18 protein-coding genes and 2 pseudogenes are annotated in these 22,679 nt (G+C 43.9%); 10 read left to right on the plus strand and 10 right to left on the minus strand.

Annotated elements, in window-relative coordinates:
* Positions 1–49: 49 nt before the first annotated feature.
* From QMK20_RS18835 to QMK20_RS18860, 6 genes and pseudogenes are all read right to left on the minus strand, one after another.
* The gene (locus tag QMK20_RS18835) at positions 50–2,530 is read right to left on the minus strand and encodes an RNA dependent RNA polymerase (RefSeq protein WP_283652841.1); all 2,481 of its coding nucleotides are present in this window, start codon (positions 2,528–2,530) and stop codon (positions 50–52) included.
* Positions 2,502–3,449 carry a hypothetical protein gene (locus QMK20_RS18840; RefSeq protein ID WP_283652842.1) on the minus strand — a complete coding sequence of 316 codons (948 nt, stop codon included), beginning with the start codon at positions 3,447–3,449 and terminating at the stop codon, positions 2,502–2,504. The genes QMK20_RS18835 and QMK20_RS18840 overlap by 29 nt, the downstream gene beginning before the upstream one ends.
* 623 nt (positions 3,450–4,072) lie before the next feature.
* Positions 4,073–4,642: an SF0329 family protein gene (locus QMK20_RS18845; protein WP_283652843.1), complete on the minus strand. Its 570-nt coding sequence runs from the start codon at positions 4,640–4,642 to the stop codon at positions 4,073–4,075.
* A 53-nt stretch (positions 4,643–4,695) separates the two neighbouring features.
* Positions 4,696–5,686: pseudogene (locus QMK20_RS18850) on the minus strand (tRNA dihydrouridine synthase).
* Between the two features lie 415 nt (positions 5,687–6,101).
* Entirely contained in the window at positions 6,102–6,635 is a 534-nt protein-coding gene (locus tag QMK20_RS18855; RefSeq protein ID WP_283652844.1) for a cupin domain-containing protein, read from the minus strand.
* Between the two features lie 282 nt (positions 6,636–6,917).
* Complete coding sequence (locus tag QMK20_RS18860) at positions 6,918–7,400, minus strand: GNAT family N-acetyltransferase (protein WP_283657237.1); 483 nt, start codon at positions 7,398–7,400, stop codon at positions 6,918–6,920.
* Positions 7,401–7,518: 118 nt separating this feature from the next.
* On the opposite strand from QMK20_RS18860, the pseudogene QMK20_RS18865 reads away from it, so the two are divergent.
* The 10 genes and pseudogenes from QMK20_RS18865 to QMK20_RS18910 form a co-directional block, all read left to right on the plus strand.
* Positions 7,519–7,692, plus strand: a pseudogene (locus tag QMK20_RS18865) (LysR family transcriptional regulator); the annotation flags it as partial.
* 87 nt (positions 7,693–7,779) lie between these two features.
* Positions 7,780–8,385 carry a LysR family transcriptional regulator substrate-binding protein gene (locus QMK20_RS18870; RefSeq protein ID WP_283656307.1) on the plus strand — a complete coding sequence of 202 codons (606 nt, stop codon included), beginning with the start codon at positions 7,780–7,782 and terminating at the stop codon, positions 8,383–8,385.
* A 250-nt stretch (positions 8,386–8,635) separates the two neighbouring features.
* Positions 8,636–9,466 (plus strand): methyltransferase domain-containing protein, encoded by an 831-nt coding sequence (locus QMK20_RS18875; RefSeq protein WP_283652846.1) that lies wholly within the window; start codon positions 8,636–8,638, stop codon positions 9,464–9,466.
* 472 nt (positions 9,467–9,938) lie between these two features.
* On the plus strand, positions 9,939–11,441 hold the full coding sequence (locus tag QMK20_RS18880; protein WP_283652847.1) for a hypothetical protein: 1,503 nt from the start codon (positions 9,939–9,941) through the stop codon (positions 11,439–11,441).
* 20 nt (positions 11,442–11,461) lie between these two features.
* Complete coding sequence (locus QMK20_RS18885; protein WP_283652848.1) at positions 11,462–12,565, plus strand: pentapeptide repeat-containing protein; 1,104 nt, start codon at positions 11,462–11,464, stop codon at positions 12,563–12,565.
* 12 nt (positions 12,566–12,577) lie between these two features.
* Positions 12,578–13,090, plus strand: a complete 513-nt coding sequence (locus QMK20_RS18890) for an imm11 family protein (protein WP_283652849.1) — start codon at positions 12,578–12,580, stop codon at positions 13,088–13,090.
* Between the two features lie 12 nt (positions 13,091–13,102).
* Positions 13,103–13,732: a hypothetical protein gene (locus QMK20_RS18895; protein WP_283652850.1), complete on the plus strand. Its 630-nt coding sequence runs from the start codon at positions 13,103–13,105 to the stop codon at positions 13,730–13,732.
* Positions 13,733–13,763: 31 nt separating this feature from the next.
* The gene (locus QMK20_RS18900; RefSeq protein WP_283652851.1) at positions 13,764–14,219 is read left to right on the plus strand and encodes a DUF4280 domain-containing protein; all 456 of its coding nucleotides are present in this window, start codon (positions 13,764–13,766) and stop codon (positions 14,217–14,219) included.
* Between the two features lie 25 nt (positions 14,220–14,244).
* Positions 14,245–17,349 carry an HNH endonuclease gene (locus QMK20_RS18905; RefSeq protein WP_283652852.1) on the plus strand — a complete coding sequence of 1,035 codons (3,105 nt, stop codon included), beginning with the start codon at positions 14,245–14,247 and terminating at the stop codon, positions 17,347–17,349.
* 29 nt (positions 17,350–17,378) lie between these two features.
* Entirely contained in the window at positions 17,379–17,912 is a 534-nt protein-coding gene (locus QMK20_RS18910) for an SMI1/KNR4 family protein (RefSeq protein ID WP_283652853.1), read from the plus strand.
* A 639-nt stretch (positions 17,913–18,551) separates the two neighbouring features.
* On the opposite strand, the gene QMK20_RS18915 is transcribed toward QMK20_RS18910, so the two are convergent.
* The 4 genes from QMK20_RS18915 to QMK20_RS18930 all read right to left on the minus strand — a co-directional run bounded on the left by QMK20_RS18915 (position 18,552) and on the right by QMK20_RS18930 (position 22,679).
* A complete protein-coding gene (locus QMK20_RS18915) occupies positions 18,552–19,433 on the minus strand; it encodes a carbohydrate ABC transporter permease (protein ID WP_283652854.1) in 882 nt (293 codons plus the stop codon).
* 56 nt (positions 19,434–19,489) lie between these two features.
* Positions 19,490–20,371 carry a carbohydrate ABC transporter permease gene (locus QMK20_RS18920; RefSeq protein WP_283652855.1) on the minus strand — a complete coding sequence of 294 codons (882 nt, stop codon included), beginning with the start codon at positions 20,369–20,371 and terminating at the stop codon, positions 19,490–19,492.
* A gap of 26 nt (positions 20,372–20,397) precedes the next feature.
* On the minus strand, positions 20,398–21,741 hold the full coding sequence (locus QMK20_RS18925) for an extracellular solute-binding protein (protein WP_283652856.1): 1,344 nt from the start codon (positions 21,739–21,741) through the stop codon (positions 20,398–20,400).
* A 137-nt stretch (positions 21,742–21,878) separates the two neighbouring features.
* Positions 21,879–22,679, minus strand: a complete 801-nt coding sequence (locus QMK20_RS18930; protein WP_283652857.1) for a response regulator — start codon at positions 22,677–22,679, stop codon at positions 21,879–21,881.

The raw sequence follows: 22,679 nt of genomic DNA on the forward strand, positions 1-22,679 counted from the left end.
CCAAGCGCCCGTGTTAACAGGCGCCTATCATGACACACTATGATTCAATTTATCCGATATGGACTATCGCCTTAAAGCTTGATTTCGTTACTTTTTCAATCCTGATAAATTCAATTGTCGCTCCGTCAAAATCTAGTAAGGATAACTCCTCATCTCGACGAATGGCCTGATCTCTCGGAATTATACATTTCCTTTCCCCATGCTCATCTACAATATGAACATAGTTATGCTCGACCACCTGAATCAGCAATTTCTTACCCAAAACCTGGTCAGCTATCAACTGGGATTCTTCCTCCGACTTTTTCAATGTGCTAAAGCCGAGCGAGTAATTCCTCAATGTTCGTCTTGTACTTCTCCCATCCAGCAAAGAAGGCGTATTACTGATTTGTACTACGGTTTCTCGTTCAGCTTCATACCCGATAAAATACTGCCCCATGATTTCAAATAATGAATACACACCATCCGGCACATTCAATGGAAACTCCACATTATCAATGGTAGCGATGCCAGCGTGAACGGAAAGATCTTTGCCTTCTACATTACGATTCGTGAGCCGGTTCACTCTTCGTACTTCCCTCTTCACCACATTTTCATGCTGCTTTAGATTTTCCAGTAGTCCATCTACAAATAGCCATGCAAAGGAGTACGTTCCATAATTTTGATAAGCGATCTCCACAGCTACACTCGCAAGTATTGAAGGGTACGGACAAATCTCCTCACACTGAGCCTTGTACTTCTCTCTTAACTTGGCGTATTCAGCACTGATCGCTTTCCGAGTATCATTATCTCGTTCCCATTTTTTTAGTTCATTAAATTGCTTTTGGCGGTGATTAATTTGGTTTTTCTGCTTATTGTATTCTTTATACAGCAGTTCAATACGAGCTAGATAGTTCAGAAACTTCGGCTGGCTTACCTTGCTCATATCCTGTAACAATTGTCTCGTACTCTCGATACCCAAAATCGATTGATCCAGTTTGCCATCTTTCATCTGGAACTTGTCATCTATGTACTTTTCTACCACAACACAAAATTGATTAAACGGCGATTTCTTCGAGTACTGATAATCATCCGCTTTGCCACCATTCACAAAACGAAAGAAATACGGCATTTGGATAGCCAGACGATCCAGCACATATGGAATCTCTACTTCCAACCCATTTTTGGTCGCATCAATGATTTGACCTTGGAGAAATTTTAAAACTGAGTTTTCCAAAACGCGTGCTTGAAGGCTCCCTTCCTCCAAAGCCAAATTCTGAAAATACGTATTCACATTCGTACATCTGCCCGTCAGGTTATGTAGACTTTTCAGCTCCATCTTGACGATACTGTCCATATTATTCGGTACTGGGGCAGCTACTTTTTTATCATCCTCATTGATGATGGTAGGAGCATCAATCACGGCTGAGAGTATGGTGGGATCATTGGTACATAGAGCCGTATCTCCGTCCACATCTCCTAGTCCGAGCCTTGCAAGTGTTAAATCACAACAGTTCAGAACAATCACATTATCTAAATGACGTATATATCGGTTATGTACTTGTACAAAATCTAGCTTACCGACTTCATTAAATATCGTTAGCGGTGAACGGAATAGCGCATGCATTCCACGTTTCCGATTCATAAAAGCCTGGTTCTTCTTCAGCACACCTGTAACTGGATATCCGCTGGCATGCTCCATAAATGCAATCGGATCGTTGGTCAAATAAAAGTAGCTGCCACGGATCGGGATGCGACCTTTCAACATATCCTGTACTTTCAGCATCGCTTGCTTCACGATGAATTTACGGACGTTTCCGTCATACAACATTAGTTCATTCAAATCAATAGCTTGAATGATTTCATTGATAAATTGTTTCTTCTGACCTCGTTCTATTTCATCTTCCTGTTCGTCAGGTTCTTCATCTACATCTTTCGGTTCATCGTCTTCTTGGACTAGCATATGTAGGAAAGCTTTCGTGTAAGCAATATCTCGAAGCCACTTTCCATGGGTGTCATTCTTTTGTCCATGTAGTACACGTTTGATGACATCCATTAGAGGCGTAGCTAATTGAAATAAGTCGTTCAGTGTAAGATTCAGCGCATGAATATATTGATATGTCAGTGGTGTGTAGGCGTTCATCTGGTATGCTGGCTTCGCATAATTGGCGACCCAAAAGTGATTATGATTATGTACTTTCAGTAATTCTTCATATTCCGTTATACTCTCGAACAAACACTTAGGCTTAGCTTCTCCCTCACTGTATTGATGCCATGCTTTGAAGCAGGATTTCGTGAGGATGAGATCAATAGGACGACCCTGTTTGTCGATGATCGGCTGTGATTCACCAAAAACATCTATTATTTCTGTAACACTATTTTCATTGAACCATTTCAACAGATCGAACCGGATAAAGTTACCTTTGATATATGGAAGTCTTCCCTGAACTGCATTAGGTGAATAGGATAGGTTCAGGTGCTGTCCGATACGCTCTGCAAACTGGAAGCTCATTAAACCTTGACCATCAAAAAAACTGGACATTCTTATTTTCATACTTTGGATACTCCACTCGCTTGAAACCGATGGACTCTTCATTAATAGTGATGATTGGGATCTCTTCAGTTTGCTCGATGGAATAGCAAGGATATAGTTCGTCATCATACATAACTGAACGATCAGGCAAAGGAACTGCTTCTAGTTTCACACGACGATTTACTTTATTCCACCCATTGAAGGTTTTGAAATCTGATTGATCGGGAACGGACTTTGTACGACCATTCCTCAAGATCGTTTTATTCGGTATACGTTCTAATTTATGTAAGTGTTCTTTTGATGGCTTTAATTCTTTCTTCGCTTTGAAATATTCACGTTGCTTCGTCTTTTCATCGAATATTAAATTCTGTTGCTCCAAATCTTCAGCATACTTTTCCACTTTCCATACATCCTCAATGATCGTTTTCTTTTCATAATCTGGAATAACGACGATACGTGGAATATACGGGACTGGTTGTGCTGCTGAACGACTCACACCAAGAGCTGCTTCCCATTTATGGATATTGGTGAGTGGTGGCATTTTACCGAGTGTAATGCGTCGATACAGATCAGCAGCATACTTCTCCTGGATAAATTCTGTCCTCTGAGTATGTCCCATCGCAGGTGACTTAATCGAACGGACATATTTCTCTCCATTATAGTAGATACCTTCTCGCAGCATACGTTCAAACAAAGCAAGTTGGCATGGATCATCTTCATCAATTTGATCAGCTTTGAGCATGAAGAATACATCGGTAACATCGGTGGAAGGATCACGTTCTGCTACGACTCGCTTGAGTTGATCGAGATAGATACTGTCAGACACAGTGATGGTACGAGTACTGGATTGTGGTGCGTTAAATTGGTCACCTACATGAGTGATCTCCTTAAAGTGGAACAAATTGACTTGGCATTGATTTCGTGTTGGATTAGTGGACAAATTTTGGCCTCCTGTTTATTGGTTTGAGTGATATGACTGTGAACGTTTTCCCTATGAGTTCTGTCCATGCAGCATCAATAGGGAACAAACGTTCTTATTCATTGTATCGAATTTACGTTCGTATTGCAAGAGATTATATTCAAGATTTTTTGTAAAAAAAGAGGATAAAATTTCAAGAGGGAGCTAGAAAAACCGAGGGCAACATACCCTCGGCTATCTATGATATAAATGAAACAAACTGAAATTATTATAATATCTACTCACACGTTTTTGGTATATTACTTTTAAAATCGTGCGTTTTTCGCAGAAAATTGATTAAATCCACGGAATGCTGGGATTAAACATTTTAAAAACACAAAAATAATTATTGATCTTCAATAAATGAAAATGTAATCAGCAAGTAAATAAGCATTAAAATAGAAACGTGAGCTGTTGGAGTCCCAATACCTATTTACTCATTTTAAACCCTTGAATACCAAGATTGTAACACTCTACTACATGTGTTTGTGTGTCCAGTGAGAACAACACTGATACGATGCGCCCCCATCAAATGAAAAGCCGACGACCTGAATCGAACAGGTTTATCTAGTCTTGAATACTCTTTCAATGAAAGTTATTTATTTTCATAACGTACTACGCCGTAGTTCATAAAAATACTGCACAATTGGATGCTTTAACTTCATCTTCTCGGTCATGTTTAATATTCGCTTTTTTCCAACTCGTCTGTCCACTAAAGCTAGAATATTCAATAAGATATCATTACTCTCTAAGCTTTCCTCTATAGAAATAGATAAAAACTTATTAGCTACAGCGATAAAATTTGATTTACTTAATGAGGCCTGTGCTGACAAAAGCTCCTTTGCATGTTCTGATATTTTTCTACCTCTTGCAATTACTTTTAGACGATCCTCCGGGACGTTTTCATTAGTATCTTTTCTGACCGCTTCAATTTCTTCATTGCTGATTGGAACTTGGATCTCTGGATCATTCTTGATTTCCAACTCCGTCTGATACCATTTGATTGGACTAGTGATATCATTCATATTGAGTATGTTCTTCTTATCTACAGTTATATAACAAATTCCATACTTATCAGGCAAATAACGGTAACTGGTAGCTCGGTATTCGACCCTTCCGTCTAACGCAGGACAGAGGAAGCTCTCCAGTTGTTGCTTCAATTTACTCCAGGACATATATCCTCCTATGTTTTCAATGCCTACTAACAGCCCGTCCCCAACTTGGCAATTTAATTTCCACGTTCCTCTACCTCATCATGATCCTTGCTTCCAAACTCATCAAGCAATGTACGCACTTCACTTGTTGATTTGGCGTTCATTAAGCTGTTTCTGAGTTCACTTGCCCCTCGGAATCCACGGACATATATTTTGAAGAAGCGGGCAAGAGGGCTGAACGAACGTGGCTCCTGCGCTGAATAATGATCATGGAGATCTAGATGAAGCCGCAGCAGTTCAAGCAATTCCTCACTGCTGTGTTCCTTCGGCTCCTTCTCAAACGCAAATGGATTCTGGAAAATACCACGCCCAATCATAATGCCATCCACTCCATATTGCTCAGCGAGCTTCAAGCCAGTCTGACGGTCCGGAATATCTCCGTTAATGGTCAGCAGTGTATCTGGTGCCACCTCATCACGAAGTTTCTTAATCTCCGGAATCAGTTCCCAGTGAGCGTCTACTTTGCTCATTTCCTCTCTTGTCCGCAGATGAATGGACAAATTCACAATGTCTTGTTTCATAATATGGGTCAACCAGTCGCGCCATTCGTCTACGGTAGTGAAACCGAGCCTTGTTTTTACACTCACGGGCAATCCCCCGGCTTTCGCGGCTTGGATAATATCCGTTGCGATTTCTGGACGGCAGATCAGACCGCTTCCCTTCCCATTCTCGGCTACATTCGCTACAGGACAACCCATATTAATATCGATGCCTTTGAAGCCTTCTTTCGCCATACCGATGCTCATTTCACGAAAGTATTCCGGCTTATCTCCCCAGATATGGGCCACCATGGGCTGTTCATCCTCTGTAAAAGTCAAACGCCCGCGTACACTTTTGTTCCCCTCCGGGTGACAATAACTCTCTGTATTCGCAAACTCCGTAAAAAACACATCCGGTCTGGCTGCTTCACTTACGACATGGCGAAACACAACATCCGTCACATCTTCCATCGGTGCCAGTATAAAAAAAAGGTCGTGGCAAATCACGCCAAAAATTATTCGTCATATCAAAAACTCCTCTATAAATACCAGGACAAATCTTTGGCCCCAAAATGGTAAAGCTAACCTGTTCATGTCCTTGCTTCTTCTTCACATATAACATGTTTAAGCAACGTAGTTCAAACGGCAGTATATGTTAAGCATAGACATCTAAATGAGTATATCATACCCAATAGAGGAGCATACTCCCCAAAAGACTCGCAAAAAAAGGAAGAGCGCCGCCCCTCCTTGCCATCTTCTATAATGTACTGCGCCGCAGTTCATAGAAATACTGCACGGCATAACTTCCCCCAGCTTACGCCGTTCCCAAGCGAATGGCTTAAAAAAAGAGCCGAGGAATAGGGTAGTTCCTTATTGAATTAACGTTCACCGTTAGTAATTCACTCCAACCTCATTTACTTGATCCATTAATAATTTTGGCTTTATTCAGCAGACATGACATCGGCTTTTGTTACATGAACCGTACCATATGGATGCTCAGGCGGAGCATAGATGACGTATATTTTAAGCGGGGTATTCCCCGTATTGGTAACATTATGCCATGTTCCAGCTGGTATCATAATTGCATAGCCACCACAGGCCATTGCTTGAAAATTCAAATTATCTTTACTTTCACCCATCTGAACAAGTCCCTGACCTTCTTCAATACGTATGAATTGATCTGTTGTGGGATGAACTTCTAAACCAATATCATCTCCAACATTAATGCTCATCAGGGTTACTTGAAGGTGTTTCCCTGTCCACAAAGCGGTGCGGTAAGTATGATTTTGCTTAGCAGCTTGGTCAATATTTACTACAAATGGTCTTTGTCCATAATCTGTTGATTGATAAGGATACCCGTTCGTGTTGACCCCATTATAATAATGACCATTCCAATTATTACTCCAACGGATGTTGTTCCAATAGTCATGCATTGGAGTATGCCATTGATATGGATAGCATGAAGTACGGTACAATATTCATTCTCCTCTCAGCATTTCATTATTTATTTTCATTCTATGCACTTGCCTATCTAAAGGTTAAAAAAGGGCAAGAGCCTGACAGCAATTGAATGTTTACAGAAAATTTGCCCGTGCTGGTGTAAAGGCATCAAGCAGGATGCCACCATCCTCCAGTGGAATGCAGCCATGGAGAACATTGGAGGGAAAGTGGATGCCTGCTCGTCAATTATAATGTTTAACTAGAGTTACCCGTTAGTTAAAACTAGAACGTTTACGTCGATAACCTTGTCTCCGTGTTTATTTTAGTTCCAACTCCATAAACACATCCGCTCTTACATATGGCATGGGTCCAATTCGCTCAACAGGAACATGCTTGAACCCAACCGATTCGTAAAGATGAACGGCGTTCGGCAGCTTAGTGCTACTGCCCAAAAAGAGCGATGTTGCACCAAGCTCGCGTGCGCGGTCGATGGCGGCATCGATGATTCTCCGTCCGTATCCGCGTCCCCGCGACCCGGGTGTAACGCTCATCTTCGATAGCTCGAACACGCCAGCTCCGCTCGGCACGAGCGCAACGCATCCGACGATCGAATCTCCAGCACGAGCGATAAGCACATCTCCTCCTTTGTTCACGATATTCTCCACCGGATTATCAAGGATGACCCGATCCTCCTTTTCGATCGTGAAGAAGTGAGAGATCCATTCCTCGTTAAGAGTTTTAAAGGCATGAGCTTCGTTGGGTGTCTTCATCGAAGTGATTATGGGCACTATTTCGGGCATGATATGTTTCCTCCTCTTATATGCTTTAATCCACTGTAGAAAAAAATGAACGATTGATCAATGTCGATTTTCATATTAAGATCATAGATAACATCTATGATTGGATGGTGACAACCCAATGGAACATCGGTTATTGACCTATTTTTTAATGGTCTGCGAGGAGCTTCATTTTACGCGGGCAGCTGAACGACTGTCGATCAGTCAGCCAACGCTCAGTCACCAAATCCAGCTGCTAGAGCACCAGCTAGGCATGCCATTGTTTACTCGCATTGGCAAGAAGGTCTATTTGTCCGAGGCTGGGCACATTTTGCGAAGTCACGCATTAAACGCCTTTCACGAATTAGATCAAGCTCGGGCCGCCATCGAAGAACTGCGAGGCATGAAGCGGGGCTGCCTGCGGATCGGCTGTGCGGGCAATCATTTACTTCTGCCTGCCATCGTCGCATTTCACCAGCAATATCCAGAGATTGAACTGTCGGTCCAGGAACTGGCGACCGAAGAAGTTAAGAAGGAACTGCTAACCAATCGGATTGATCTCGGTATTGTCTATCTACCACTGGATCACGAACAACTAGAGAGCATTGAGCTGTTCGAGGACGAGTTGCAATTGGTCGTCTCAGCAGGACACCCGCTCGCCGCAGCAGATACCGTCCCGCTCGCAGAGCTTCAGGCGCATCCCTTTGCCATGCTCCAGCCCAAGTTTCTCGTACGTCAGTTCTTTGACCAGTATTGTGAGAGCGCTGGTTTCCACGTCAAGCCGATCTTGGAGCTCTCCACTCTGGAATCGCTGCTGCAAGTCGCAATAACAGGTGTTGGCGCAGCCGTGCTGCCACGATCCTACCTCCAAACAGTTAACCAGCCTGCCATCACCAAAATCTGCCTCAGAGATCCTGCTCCTACACGGAAGATTGGTCTGGTTTATCGCAAAACCTCCTATCTCAGTACTGCAATGAAGACGTTTATCACCCAAATAACGATGCAATAATCTTGACGCATTCTAAATCTTGTTGAACTATCCTGTCCGTTTGTATGATGAGGTCAGTCGGATTTCTGGGTGACAATTCGCTAATACATCCTTCGTCCGCTTCCGCAAATATCAAAAAAATTCGGTAGACTTGATTATTTCATTCTTAGTTCAACTGGTGGTTGAGTATTTTAAAAAATCAATTATGAAGTTATTGTTCCTCCTAAGAAACCCCCATAAAATTGGATTACATAAAGGAGTGTGAGAATTTATGAAGGAGAAATTAGCAAGAAACATAAGCATATACCGCAAAGAAAAAGGACTTACACAAGAAGAGCTTGCACAAGTCCTAGGGCTTTCATTTCAAGCCGTATCCAAGTGGGAAAATGCTCAGACAATGCCTGATATTTCGTTACTACCTCAGTTATCAAGAACTTTAGAAGTAAGCATAGACAAGCTTCTTGGGTATGTATCACGGGATAAACCGATTACCATTTACGAGGAAGAATATAAAACGCAAGAATATTACTGGGGTACTGAACCTAATAAAGTGTGTTATCAGGTTTTGCAGTTTATGCCCCCCAATAAACACATAAAATTATTGGATATTGGATGTGGTGAGGGAAAAGACGCAGTATTTTTTGCTAGAAATGGATATGATGTCACTGCATTTGATGTTTCGGACGCAGGTATAGAGAAAACCAAGCGACTTGCTGAAAAAACTGGTGTCCATGTTAATGTATTCAAGGCAGATATTTTAGATTATCGTTTGGATACGCATTTTGACGTTATCTTTTCAAGTGGTGTCCTACACTACATAAAACCGGAATTTCGCAAAGAAATATTTGAAAATTATAAGCAGTATACAAATCCAAACGGCTTGCATTTCTTAAATGTGTTTGTAAACAAGCCATTTATTGCTCCACCACCTGAAAAAGAACCTAATGCGTATAAGTGGTACTCTGGTGAACTGCTTGCACATTATCACGACTGGTTCATTGAAGATAGTTCGGAAGCTATCTTCGACTGTAACTCGTCAGGCATTCCCCACAAACATGCAATGACTAACATTTTTGCACAGAAGATAACCTCATTAGGCTAAAGATGCTTCCATATTTAAGGCAACAAAAAAGGGGTTCGCTTTTGTCGCCCCTCTTTACTTTTTATCCCATACATTTTCCAAATTCATTGTCCTTCGGTATTAACATTGAACAGCACTCAACCTTTAAGCGTTTTTTTGAATGCAGGAACATATTCAAGTTGCTCTTAGACCCTCGAACATCAATGCTTCTCATCTCGGTATATTACTACCACGCACTCCACGTGTGTCGAGACGGAGAAAGGATATACTCCCTCTTACCACCTATTATATGCTTTTTTCTACTCTACATTTCCCTCCCATATCACCTGCTTCCAAAAATACACATAGTAAATACCCCAATCAATGGGTCATTCTGTAAAGTTAATCTCTCTTTTAACCGATAAATACATATGTTGGATTTATCAATAACAACATTACTAGCTGGGGATCTCATAATAACATTTACCAAAAACAACTATAGAAGGAGACACCTATGGAAAACATCGTGACGTACGGTCATATCGAAATCATGCCTTATGAATTCGTTCGCCTTCATGAGCTTAAAATCTTAAAAACAGTCAATGATCATGCCCGAATGATCTGTACAGGCATCATCTCGGAGAAAAAGCGCGAGTTGTATGTACGTGCTTCAGATGAAGAAACTCAGGTCAAAGCTTTTGTTACAGACAAAAATGGCAATCGAAAGCCCCTTTTTCGAGGTATTGCCTTGGATGTGGAGGAAAAAGTCGTTCACGGCGTTCATTACCTGACCGTCGAAGCCATATCTCATACCTATGAGCTAGATATTAAGCGGCATCAACGCTCTTTCCAGAACCCCAAGCTCACCTATACGGGTCTGATCGAAAGTATTGTATCGGACTACTCCAAAGCCGAAGCCATGGATGTTGTGTCCCATAAAAAGCCCATCGGCACCTTTATCATGCAATATGATGAAACCGACTGGCAATTTTTGAAACGGATGGCTTCCCACTTCTACTCTCCACTCATTCCTGCGGTGGGCTATGGAGTGCCGAAGTTTTATTTTGGCTTGCCTATGGGCCTGAGCAAAGGAGAAATACAATCCACCAATTATAAGGTCACCAAACGGGTTGCGGATTTTCAAACCGCCTCTGAAAACCATATCCCCGGCGTGCGTGATGCTGATTTTATCCAGTATGAAGTCGAAACAGAGAAGCTGCTAGAGCCAGGCTATGAAGTAACCTTTCAAGGTCATAAGCTGATCGTAGCTGAGGTGCTAACAGAGATGAAAGATGGGGTGCTGACCCATACTGCCAAGCTGTCGCCACGAAGCGGCTTACGTCCTATTAAAGACTACAATCGCTCCATTATCGGTGCTTCCATTCATGGCAAGGTACGGAGCGTTCGTCGGGACAAGGTCCGCGCCCAGCTCGATATGGACGATCAGCAAGATCCGAACACGGATTACTGGTTTCCCTACTCTACCATTTATGCATCTGCGGATAACACGGGCTGGTATTGTATGCCTGAGGACGGAGACAGCATCCGTATCTATTTCCCCAGCTATAAGGAAGAAGAAGGCTACGCGATCAGCTCGGTTAAAAGAGAACCGCAGCCTTCCGGGGGAAAATCTTCTGCCGCTTCTGGACATGCGACTGCTTCTACTTCGTCTGCCGGAGCAAGGTCTTCTTCGGCATTGTCCGCAGCAGCTCCTGCGCCAGATCGAATGGCTGACCCTGCCATTAAGACACTGCGAACCAAATATGGAAAAGAAATCATGCTCGCCCCGGATCAAATCGTCATCTCAGGTAACGGAATGTCCATTGTCATTAACGATAAAACAGGCATTGATATTGTAAGCGGAAAAAATGTGAGTATTAGCGCGGCCTCCGATATCGTTATGAGTTCCGGCAACATCCAGCTTTCCGCCGGAAAAATTGAGCTGTCTGGTAAAGGCAACACGATTACGCTGGATGACAAAACCACCTTCTCCGGCACGGAAATTAAGATGAACTAACGGAAGGTGAGAACTAGCAGATGGATAAACAAGCGGCGTTACACCATTTTAAAGAGCATCACTTTACACCTTTGCTGGACATTCAGTTGGACATGCTGGAAGCCAAGTTTCATCGCTGCCAAGCTCAACTGATCTCCGACTTTAAAGAATCGTTTAGGGATTTGTGTATACACATTCTAGGCATGCAACAACAAGGTCAAAAAGAAGCGATTGGATATATCCACTATTCTTTCTTGCGCACTCAAATTCTTGAACAATCCTACCTATATATGGTCGAGGCTTATTCTGCTGAATGGTACGAAGATGATTCCGATTGCAAGCTAACCTATGACGCATCATGGGCCTACGCACCGATGAGTGCCATGTTGGAAGCCTTGGAGCAGGAGCGAAAAATATATATGGGGACGATCACTTCTGTGGACGTTGAACGATTGATGCTGGAATCCGCTCCTTTTTTCCACCAGTTTGTGAACTCCCTCCTGCGCTTAGGGTTGGCAGAAGCCGTTCAAATGCCTGAGTATCTCGCTATTCATAAAACTGATCGTTTAGCCATCCGAACGGGCGAGTACAAGGATATCAGCGAGAATCTATATGTCGAAGATCAGGAAGCGCTTGTTCCAGATGATGTGAGCGAACAATTGATGCAATCCAGTGAAGAGGAACCCTATGTTTACGAAAACCTAAAGCAGCTCTCTCTTCCCCACCTCCACCTGATCCAAAAGGATTTGCGCTATAACGATTTTAGCCACAGTGACTTACGAGAAAGCCAGTTTCACACCTGCATATTGATCGGGAGCATCTGGCAACGAGCGAATCTGGAAGGAGGCAGCTTTCAGGGATGCCTACTGACCGACACGGATTTTAGATATAGCGATTTGAGAGGTGCTAACTTCAGCAGTGCTAGTGGACAGCCACATCGGGAACATGGAGTTCGGGTGCCAGGGCTATGTGGACTGCGTTTTGAACACGCCAATCTGGATGGGGCCGATTTTACGGATGTACATTCGTTTGAACATGCGTATTTTGAGGGGGCTTCGATGCAAGGAACTCTTGTCCCGCGAAAGTACCAACAACATTGGAAGCTGAATGAAGTACAGCGTCAATCCATCGTGTGGACAGAGTAAGGAGGAATGTGTATGCGCCATTATTATGTGCTGGTCGATGACAACCGGATTTCGCGCCATATCGAACCTATAAATACGGTTCTTTTTAAAACACCATTTGTTGGCATGCCCCCGGCTCAGGTTTTAGATGTTCATGCGACAGAAGATGCCGAGTATACAGACTGGCTACCATTTTCAACCTCACAACCGCTATTTTCCGATCCGATGAAACGGATTCTAGAGCTATATAATCCACAAGCCCGTTTTAAACAGTTGTATCTCGTGAACCGGGAACCTAGCCGCCAGGAGTTATATTGGATTCCATCTATTCCCTCCGTGGATGGTATTTCGGAGCAGACTGAATTTTATCCGCATGATCAAACGCTGAAGCGCCTTGTGCTGGATAGTCAAAAGGTGAAAGAACACCATTTTTTTCGACTATCCAACGTGAAGGAACCTTATTTCATCGTTAGCTTGGAGGCCGCTGAAAGCTTGCTTCGTCGGAGTTTGAGTGGTTTTCGGCTACAAAAGCTAGAACTCTTATAAGGAGGTTCAACCTTGACGGAGCATTGGGATGAATTTTTTTTGAAGCTGCATTATCAACAAACGTTGAAAGAGCAGTTAAGCGGGGCGGAGAACGATGAAAGCTGGATGCTGGTATCTATTGAAGAAGCGATAAAGGGAATTTTGAAAGGCTCACTAGCCCTTCCGGATGAACAGGAAATCCGGTTTCAAACCCTTCCTGTCTTCGAGGATCAACTCACCATATCCCTGCCGGATTCTCTTATTCCAGAAATTCGGGCGGGACAGACGGTAGATCCGTCGAAAAGCTTCGTTGTTCAGGACAAGCTGGGTGGAATTCTGTTTGGTCTGCACCAAAGTGGGCAAGAACTGAACCCCACGCAAATAGAACTCTATCAACAACAGATGATTGAACAAACGAGTCGGGCACAACCAAATATGAAGCTAGTGGATGAAAAGGCACTTTCTATTCAAGACACCATCATTGGCTGTTATGAAGCTATTTTTCTAGTTTCCCCGTCTCCCTATTATCAGATCGTCTTTGTTCATTCCTGGCGTGGCAAGGCTGTGATCGGGAGTTGCCAATTTAAGCTGGAGGATGCTCCCCTCTGGGTCCCCTTGACCTATGCCATGCTGCACACCGCGACATGGTCGGAGCTTTCTTAAATGTTTACCTGTTATCCAAGGAGGTACTTATATGTTTTTACCTTTACTTATTAAAGCTCTGGCCCAAGGTGCACTCAGCGGAGAACATTCCTATGTGGTGAGAGGAGCCAAGTTACAGTGCAGTCAAGGTACAGACCCTGGTGTGCTCAATATGATGTACAGCCACGGTGTCTTCATTAAAAATAAGCCTGTCCTGAGCGTGGACGATGCCGTTTGTGGAGCCAATATTAGCAAAATCAATGCTTTTGGTCTGTGTAAATTGAAGCATGGTCTTCCCTGTGAGCCGGAGATTGCGTTTGGGTCCAAGTGGACAGGCGGGAAAGAAGACGTATTGATTGAGGGGGCACCTGCCCTACTTAACAATTCGACCTTAATGTGTAGCTGTCAAGGTATACAAGAGACGATATCCTCCTTTTTTGGTGCAGACAGCGCGGGATCGGGTGGTGGAGGCATCATCTCCATTACAGATGACGGACAAGATGGCTGATTTTATCAAGCAAGGAGAGTAAGGGATGAACATCGTAGCGAAAGATCGCTTTACCTATCAGCACTTACATGTCACTTGGCCCTACGGCAAGCTGCACCTTCGTCATATCCATATGAGTCACGAGTTGGGGGAGCATGCCAGACTGACGATCACGGGCAGCTTAGAAGCCGATCAGGCAGATACAATCATTACCAAAGCAAGCAGCGACGATAAAGTCGAACTTTGGTATTCGGATACCAAAGACCAGAAGCATCCCTTATTCATGGGACAACTGTACTGCGTAGATGTACAGCACTTGCATCAAGAGGTCGTGGTGAATCTCGACGTCATTTCTCATAGTTTTAAACTGGATACGCAGCTCAAAAACCGCTCCTTTCAGCACATAAACCAAAAATATGTTGAAATCGTCGACGCAGTGCTGACCGATTATAAAGGCTCAGACAAGATCGATGAAGCTTTTGAGAAAAAAGAGACTGGTCAGTTCATCATGCAGTATCAGGAGACAGATTGGACTTTTTTAAAACGTCTGGCTTCGCATGTGGGAGCCCTTCTCGTTCCTAATATCGTTTCACACCATGCGCAAATTTGGATCGGTATTCCTCAGGGCAGACAGCATATTCAATTGAAAGAGGTTCCTTTTACGTTACAGCGCAAGATCGCTCCCTATCTGGATCAGGAGGCGAACGGCTGGAAATCGGCCACGATTGGAGATTACACCCGCTATACCTTTGAGTGGGATCACATGCTGCAACTGGGAGATGAAGTCGAGCGCAATCACGAAACCTACGTCATCACCAAACGTGAAGGCCAACTGATTCGTGGCTTGATGACTTGGTCGTATGAATGCGCGTTGTCGGCGGGCTTGAAGGTCCCTAAAATATATAATCGAACCATCATTGGTGCGGCTATTGAAGGAAAAATACTGGAGGTCAGCCGAAATCAGGTTCGATTGCATTTGGATATGGACGATCAGCAAAGTCCTCATGAGGCTCAGTGGTTCCCCTATTCTGCCGAAGGTAATCAGGTCTGGTATCTGATGCCGGAAAAAAACGCACAGGTGAAGCTGTATTTTCCAAGTGCAGACGAAGATGATGCGATGGTCATTCAATCCGTGCGGACGAAACCATCGGGTGCTGCGGCCCCTTCCTCTCACACCGCTCAAGGCGCCGTGGTCGAATCACCTGCAGAACGCCACCAGCGTAAAACAGCCGATCCCGGGGTCAAATCCTTTGCGAATCCGCAGGGAAAAGAAATTTCCTTGGGCAACTCCGAGCTGTCGATGAGTGCGCAGGAAGGATCGCTGTACATCTCCATGAATGCCCATCATGGCGTGAGCCTGAACAGTACCCAACGTATACAAATTCAAGCTACCGGCAGCCTTAGTCTTTCAGCAGGAAGCATCCTCCTGAAAGGAACCAACGGCTTACACCTGAATACAACCACCGATACGCTGGATTTGGAACAGGAAGTCAACAGCGTGAGCGCTGAAATCCAGCTCAAAGCTTCCCTCCATCAATACTACCCTGAGCCGCTGTTGTCTGATTTTGAGAAGCAGGTCGCTGAAAAAGGTATCCAAAGTGTGATGGGAGCACGCGTGAAGGAGAATGTAGGCTCCACGCTCAAGGGAGAATGGGATGCGGGTGTAGAATTTGTAACAGGCGTATGGGATATGGTTGTCGATGTAGCAGATATGGGAGTCATGGTGGCTACTCCTTTCGTCATGCCGGGTAACGTCACCGGGAAAGGTTTTCTGGAGCGTAATGAGACACTTGAAGGTATTAAGCATGCAGGAGGATATATTGCGGAAACGGTCACCTTTCAAAAATCAGGGAACGAACTTCTCAATGACGGGAAAAAGGCTTGGGATGGTTTTACAGAACCTCTTGTGAAAAAGTGGAACAATTTTATTCCAAACCCGCTGACAGACACGAAGCAAGAAAGTTATGATGCAGGGTATGACAGCATAAAAGCTGTGGAGCGTGGAGTGGATGTCATTACAATCGTCAAGGGAGGAGCCAAACTCACTAAAAATTTAGGAAAGCTAGGCAAAGAAGAAGCCTCTTTATCTAAAGGACTCAAAGATGTTGAAGAAAAGAACGGTGGAAAAGGTGGAACGCCGGGATTATTCGGGGATACAGCGAAAGCCGACTCTGCTCTAGCGAAGGCCGGAGATGGAAAATTCAAAACGAACGCCCTCCGCCTCCCGACCAATTTCGAATCCTTGGGGAGTTACTTGCAGAGTGTAGCCCGAAAGATGAATATCCGTATAACTAAAAAATCACCGATCCTCGCAACTAATGCAGGTCATTATAAGTTTCATGATCTGGGTCCCGATGTCCCGCGTTCCAAAGCGGGTGCGAAGGTTTCGCCTGAGAGACAAAAACAGATTGATGCGTTAGAATCAGGAGAGTACACAGGTAAGAGCACTAAAACGCTGGAGAAACACGATTACATTCCTGACGATGTAAAAGACATAGTTAAACAAGTTAAAACTAAAGGTACTTTAAGAGAAGGAATTGATTCCAACGGTAAAGTAGTTAAAAGGTGGATAGTTCCAAACGGATTTGAAAGTGTTGAGGATTTACTTAAAAAAGCGAGGGATGGGAAAGTGGATGTTACAAAATGGGGCTATACTAATGTGCAAAAATTAGAAGAATCAGTGAACAATCTTCAAAGTAATTATCTTAACAACCCTAAGTATAAACGTCCTAATGTTTTAAATTCAGGCAATGCAGGAGCAATATTTAAAGGCGTGGAATTCGATCCATTAGGTTTCCCTATATTCGACAAAAAATATATCAAATTTGAAATATCCTTACTAGAGAGTCACACATCAAAACATCTACTGAATATGTCTCGACCTAACCATTTACAAGCTTCAACAAAGTTATACTGTGAAAAGCTAAAACTGGAGGCAAAAGCAGCGAATTTGGATTTAAACACATATTTAGAAGATGTATTAAAATATGATAAGAAACAAATACGTGCCATTATAAAAGGGGATGATAAAATACCTGGCTTTACTTGGCATCACCATCAAGAAACAGGAAGAATGCAGTTGGTAGATGAGAATGTTCATGGTAAAGTAAATCATACGGGTGGAAATAAAATATGGGGTAATGGCGATTAACCTCTAATAAATTAGAAGGGAGAACTACAATGGGATATGAGCTAAAATGGTCTGATAATATAAATTTAAATGAAAGCAAATTGAGAGGTCTTGAGGAGCGATGGAATATCAACTTTCCTAAAGAGTACGTAGAAATTGTGCTAAATCATGATGGATCAGTACCATATATAATAGATCAAAATGGTGAAGAGATGACGGGCGTTGTAGAAGTACCTGGGAAATTCACATGGTCTATACAACTATTATCTTTAATAGAAAAAGAAGTTCTTGGAGAAGTAATTTCTCCAATTGAACTAGCGTACGATACTTTAAGTGAGGCGTTACCGAAAAATATATTTCCCTTTGCTATTAATGGATCTGGTGATAAATTTTTATTTGATTACCGGAAAGATAAAAATGAACCGGAAATTTTGTTTCAAAACCATGAGGATTTAATCTTGGAAAGTGAAATAACCGAAGAGGAATTAGAAGAAAAATCACTTGAAGACTGGCAGGACGAAACATTAGATTTTGTATGTGAATCATTCGCAGCTTTTCTTAAATTAATTTCTCCTAGAGACTAAAAGGATAACTCTTTAAAGCTACTGCCTAAACATAGCTATAAATAATTGAACTCAGTATTAGATTCGGGAGTGAATTATCAGAGAAATCATTATTAAATATTATTTATTAGATTCATTTACTTCTTTATTTAATACGAGTCACTCTAAAATTTTGAAATTCCATTCCAATTTGAATTATTAGAGGAATGGAATTTTTTTCAATTTAAAGAAATAAAAAAAAGCCCCCACCAATCTACCTACCAAAAACAATCACTTGCCCCTCCCCATTAGAGTTAACACGGGAGGGGAAGCACTCAATGTCAAATTGGCCAAATTGGTTTTAAGAAGCATTACGCCAACGTCTTTATCAGTTAGAATTAGCCAGTGAGCAACAGGCTATCAGCTAAGTCAGAACAAACAGAGTCCATGTATACCACAGATATCTACAAAATCCACTTTTTCATTTAAACCTGCTTTAATATTTAAATCAGGACAGAATCATTTATGTATTTCCTTCAACTCAAACTAGACTCGTATAAAAATGCACCCCCTAGCATTCATCGGACAAACCAGGAGGTTTATTCCAAAGTCTACTCTAGAGGGTGCTCTTCAAATCCAACAAGGGAATTTGTGTCCTGGTAGCCCTTTACCCCTTACTCTTTACCCTTTTACCGACCCGGCTGCGATCCCTTCAACAATCCGGTCACTCATGATGAGGAACACCAGCAAAATGGGCAAAATGCTGATCATTAACGTAGCTCCGATAGCTCCCCAGTCGGTCGTATATTGTCCGATAAAGTTCTGGACACCAACGGTTAGCGTTTTGTTTTCGTCCGAGCTAATGAACGTATTGACGAAAATAAACTCATTCCAGTTATAGATCATGTTAATGATGGCTGTCGTTGCCATGACCGGGGTCGTCATGGGCAGCACAATCCGGAAGAACATCCGGTTGACAGTGCAGCCGTCCATAACGGCCGCTTCTTCCACTTCCCGGGGCAATGCGTAATAGAATCCCAGCAAGATCATCATCGTTGTAGGCAGATTAAAAGCGATATACGACAGGATGATGGACAGCGGCGTGTCTGTCAGATGCAGCTTGAGAAACATACTGAACAACGGAATCAAGGTGGCATGGACCGGAATCATCAGTCCGACCATAAAGAGTCCGAGGACCAACTGGCTTCCTTTCCAGCGCATACGTGTAATCGCAAACGTTACAAAGCTGGCCAAAAGCACCGTCAGCGCCACGGATATTACCGTAATCCACACACTATTGATAAAATACCTCCCAATATTGCCGCTGGTCCACACATTCATATAATTTTCCCAATGCGGCTGGGGCGGGAGTGCAAACGGTGGAAGATTAAACACTTCCTGATTATTTTTAAGCGAGAAAAGCATCAGCCACAGCAGCGGTAAAAGCTGCGTCACCGCCAAGATGATCAAAAGTGTATACAAAGCGGCATAACCGACCCGAGTTAACATTCTGTCACGGGTAGCGACTCCAAGCGGATAGCTGGCGGCTGCCTGGGTTTTCATATCCGTTCCTCCCTCTTCCTGTCCTTTGTTACCCATGATCTATTTGCATGACCGTATTATGAATACTGGATGGTGTCACTCGAAGCCGTAACCTTGCGGATCAGCCACGTAGCGACCAGACAGATGAACAACAGGGCAAAGGCTGTAGCGCTGCCATATCCGAAATCAAAGCTGCGGAACGCCTGGTGGTACATGTAAGAAGCCATCACTTCACTGGCTCCGTTCGGCCCACCGTCAGTCATGACGTAGATCAGGTCAAAATATTTGAGCGAGCCAACAATGGACAATATGATCGTGACGTTAAGCACCTCGCGCAGCAGGGGCAATTTGATACGAGTCGCAATCTGCCAGGCACTGGCTCCGTCGATCCGGGCAGCCTCCACCAGCGTTTCGGGGATGTTTTTCAGCCCGGCATAATAGATCAGAATATAAAAGCCTGCATATTGCCAAATGATCGGGATGAACAGGGCAGGCAGCACCAGAGACGGATTAGCCAGCCATTCGGGCAGATTGTGGACTCCGACCGACGTCAGTAAGGAATTCAGCACTCCATTCGTCGGATGATATATTTTGAGCCACAATTGCGCGATAGCTACAGAAGACAATAGCATGGGGATCAGATAAATTTTCCGCAGCAGATTCGCTCCCTTGATTTTTCCTGACAAAATCATCGCAATGACCAGATAACCGATCAGACTGACACCTGAAAACAAAGCCAGCAGCAGCGAGTGCCAAGCACTTTGCCAGAACGCCGTGTCTGTGAACAAACGTTGATAGTTGTCCAGCCCTACGAAAGTCATAGAGCCTATTCCATTCCATTGATTCAGGCCGTAATAGGCAGTGAGCACAATGGGCACATAAATCACAGTGAGTAACAGCAGCAGGGAAGGCAACACATACAGAGCAATGACAAGCTTATTGGACATGACCTTTTCCACGGCCCAACCTCCTTATGTGCTCAATTTCAATTTCCTTTCTGAATGGCAGCCTTATGCTGATCGGCAAATTGTTGTGGTGTCACGGCTTTACCAAACAACGCCTGAATCATATTCAAATGTACCTGCGCCGCATTCGGCTTCATCTGTACATCGGCGAACAATGTAATGCTGCTGGCTTGATTCAGCTCATTCAGCAAATCGACATACAGCTTAGGCAAATTTCCTTTGGAGGTGTCCACCTTCGTCGCCGGAATAACTCCCGCCTGCGTTACCGATTGCTCACCCCATTTGACCACGAAATACTCAACAAAAGCTTTGGCCTCTTCCTTCACCTTGGAATTTTCCGAAACGAACAAGCCTACTCCCGGACCTCCTACCCAGCTGTCCACGTTGCCCTTGCCGCCTGCAACCATCGGAAATTTAAAGAAGCCCATTTGGTCTTTAAATGTTTGCGGGATTGCGGGATTGGTCGTAAAATTCGGTAATTCCCAAGTACCCATTAAATACATTGCCGCCTTGTCGTTCATAAATTCGGATTTTCCTTCATCATTAGACAAGCCGTTAAATCCTTTGTTAAAGGCATTCATATCCACGAGCGTCTGGATTTCGGATGCCGCCTGAATTAAACCAGGGTCATCGAACGATCCTGAGCCGTCAATTGCTTTTTTCAGCGTCTCGTTACCTGCTATACGATCCGCCAGATACATATACCAGAGCGAGCCGGTCCAGCGGTCTTTATTGCCCAGTGCAATCGGTGCAACTCCATGATCTGCAAGTGTTTTCACTACTTGCTTAAATTCGTCAAATGTTGCAGGTACTTTCAGGCTGTATTTTTGGAATATGGATTTGTTGTAGTAAATGGGTGAAATATTTAATTCGATCGGAAGCGCATACGTTTTTCCATTCAGCGCATAGGCTTCGGTCGTTCCCGGTACGAATTTGTCCTTTAGCTTGGAGCCATTCAACAGGTCATCCATTGGCGTAAATAATCCGCCTTTAACGTAAGGCTCCATAAAGCCCGCTGCCCAGGTAATACCGATATCCGGCAATTCATTGGAAGCCGACAGCACTTTGAGCTTATTTTTGTATTGTTCATTTTCCAGCACTTCCTGCTGAATGACGACATTCGGATGATCCTTTTGGTATTGATCTATAATCTGGGTCACAAGCTTGCTCTGCTGTGCCGAGCTTCCCTCTGGCCACAGGTGCATCATTTTGAGCGTAATCTTCCCGCCTTCTCCATTGGAACCCCCTTTGCCATCCTTACCAACACCACAACCGGATAGCACCAGCATCAAGGATAGCATCAGGGTCAACCCAGCAACCCATTTTCGATGTGAGCGCTTACGTAAACCATACTCGTTGGACATCGTTAGACCTCCGTTGTTGTAATTTTATTTTTTGTAACCGTTATCATTTGTAAGTTTAGCACTCCATTCCAGCTTCCAACAGGGTACACTGATTGGGTATAATTCCACTTTTATTGGGTTATGAGCTGCCTATGCTGTCAGTGAATATCCTGTGGCCCTTTACGCATCTGCTGCCTGTAGCGGCTGGGACTTACCCCCTCGGTCGCTTTGAACACTTTAATAAAATATTTATCTGTCCGGTAGCCTGAACGCTCTCCGATTTGCGCAATCGTCAACTGGCTATGCAGCAGCAGCTCCTTGGCCCGTTGGATCCGCAGTCGATGCAGATATTCGCTGAAGGACAAACCGATTTGCTCCTTGAACAAAACACTGAAATAGCTGGCATTCAGGTGTACATGCGCGGCAGTCTGCGCCATCGTAACGGATTCGTGAAGATGCTCCGCCATATAGATGAAGGCACGCCGTATCGGATCACTAAGAGTAGCCGCTTGGAGGTCAAGCTCCAGCAGAACAGGGTCAGCCAGCTTTTCGAGCTTCTCATACCGCTGTCTTTCCTCCTCCAGCCGGAGCGCCTCATCTACCGCTTTCAGCAGCTCCTGCTTATCAATCGGCTTGAGCAAATAATTGACAGCTCCCAGACGAAGAGCCTGCTGGACATAATCAAATTCTGCATATCCCGAGATGACAATGATCGCCGGCCGACGTGAATCCCGTTCCAGGGAACGGATTAAATCCAGTCCGCTGAATTCCGGCAACCGGACATCCGTAATCAGCAAATGAACCGTTTCCGCCCGCAGCATTTGTAATGCTTGCAAACCATCTGCCGCTGTCACAATCCGGTATTTTCCGGCGGCCCATTGCTCCAGTGTCTGGTGTATCCCCTGACGTGTTCTCTGTTCATCGTCTACAATGACAATGGTTTTGGATGAAACACTCAT

This window comes from Paenibacillus sp. RC334 (genome assembly GCF_030034735.1).
In the GTDB taxonomy this organism is placed as follows: Bacteria; Bacillota; Bacilli; order Paenibacillales; family Paenibacillaceae; genus Paenibacillus; species Paenibacillus terrae_A.

Bases quoted from the DNA above. Each gene is read 5' to 3' on its own strand.
- QMK20_RS18925 (WP_283652856.1), bottom strand. From the start codon at position 21,741: ATGTCCAACGAGTATGGTTTACGTAAGCGCTCACATCGAAAATGGGTT.
- QMK20_RS18880 (WP_283652847.1), top strand. From the start codon at position 9,939: ATGGAAAACATCGTGACGTACGGTCATATCGAAATCATGCCTTATGAA.
- QMK20_RS18930 (WP_283652857.1), bottom strand. From the start codon at position 22,679: ATGAGTGTTTCATCCAAAACCATTGTCATTGTAGACGATGAACAGAGA.
- QMK20_RS18835 (WP_283652841.1), bottom strand. From the start codon at position 2,530: ATGAAAATAAGAATGTCCAGTTTTTTTGATGGTCAAGGTTTAATGAGC.
- QMK20_RS18885 (WP_283652848.1), top strand. From the start codon at position 11,462: ATGGATAAACAAGCGGCGTTACACCATTTTAAAGAGCATCACTTTACA.
- QMK20_RS18860 (WP_283657237.1), bottom strand. From the start codon at position 7,400: ATGCCCGAAATAGTGCCCATAATCACTTCGATGAAGACACCCAACGAA.
- QMK20_RS18870 (WP_283656307.1), top strand. From the start codon at position 7,780: ATGAAGCGGGGCTGCCTGCGGATCGGCTGTGCGGGCAATCATTTACTT.
- QMK20_RS18845 (WP_283652843.1), bottom strand. From the start codon at position 4,642: ATGTCCTGGAGTAAATTGAAGCAACAACTGGAGAGCTTCCTCTGTCCT.
- QMK20_RS18915 (WP_283652854.1), bottom strand. From the start codon at position 19,433: ATGAAAACCCAGGCAGCCGCCAGCTATCCGCTTGGAGTCGCTACCCGT.
- QMK20_RS18900 (WP_283652851.1), top strand. From the start codon at position 13,764: ATGTTTTTACCTTTACTTATTAAAGCTCTGGCCCAAGGTGCACTCAGC.
- QMK20_RS18890 (WP_283652849.1), top strand. From the start codon at position 12,578: ATGCGCCATTATTATGTGCTGGTCGATGACAACCGGATTTCGCGCCAT.
- QMK20_RS18910 (WP_283652853.1), top strand. From the start codon at position 17,379: ATGGGATATGAGCTAAAATGGTCTGATAATATAAATTTAAATGAAAGC.
- QMK20_RS18875 (WP_283652846.1), top strand. From the start codon at position 8,636: ATGAAGGAGAAATTAGCAAGAAACATAAGCATATACCGCAAAGAAAAA.
- QMK20_RS18905 (WP_283652852.1), top strand. From the start codon at position 14,245: ATGAACATCGTAGCGAAAGATCGCTTTACCTATCAGCACTTACATGTC.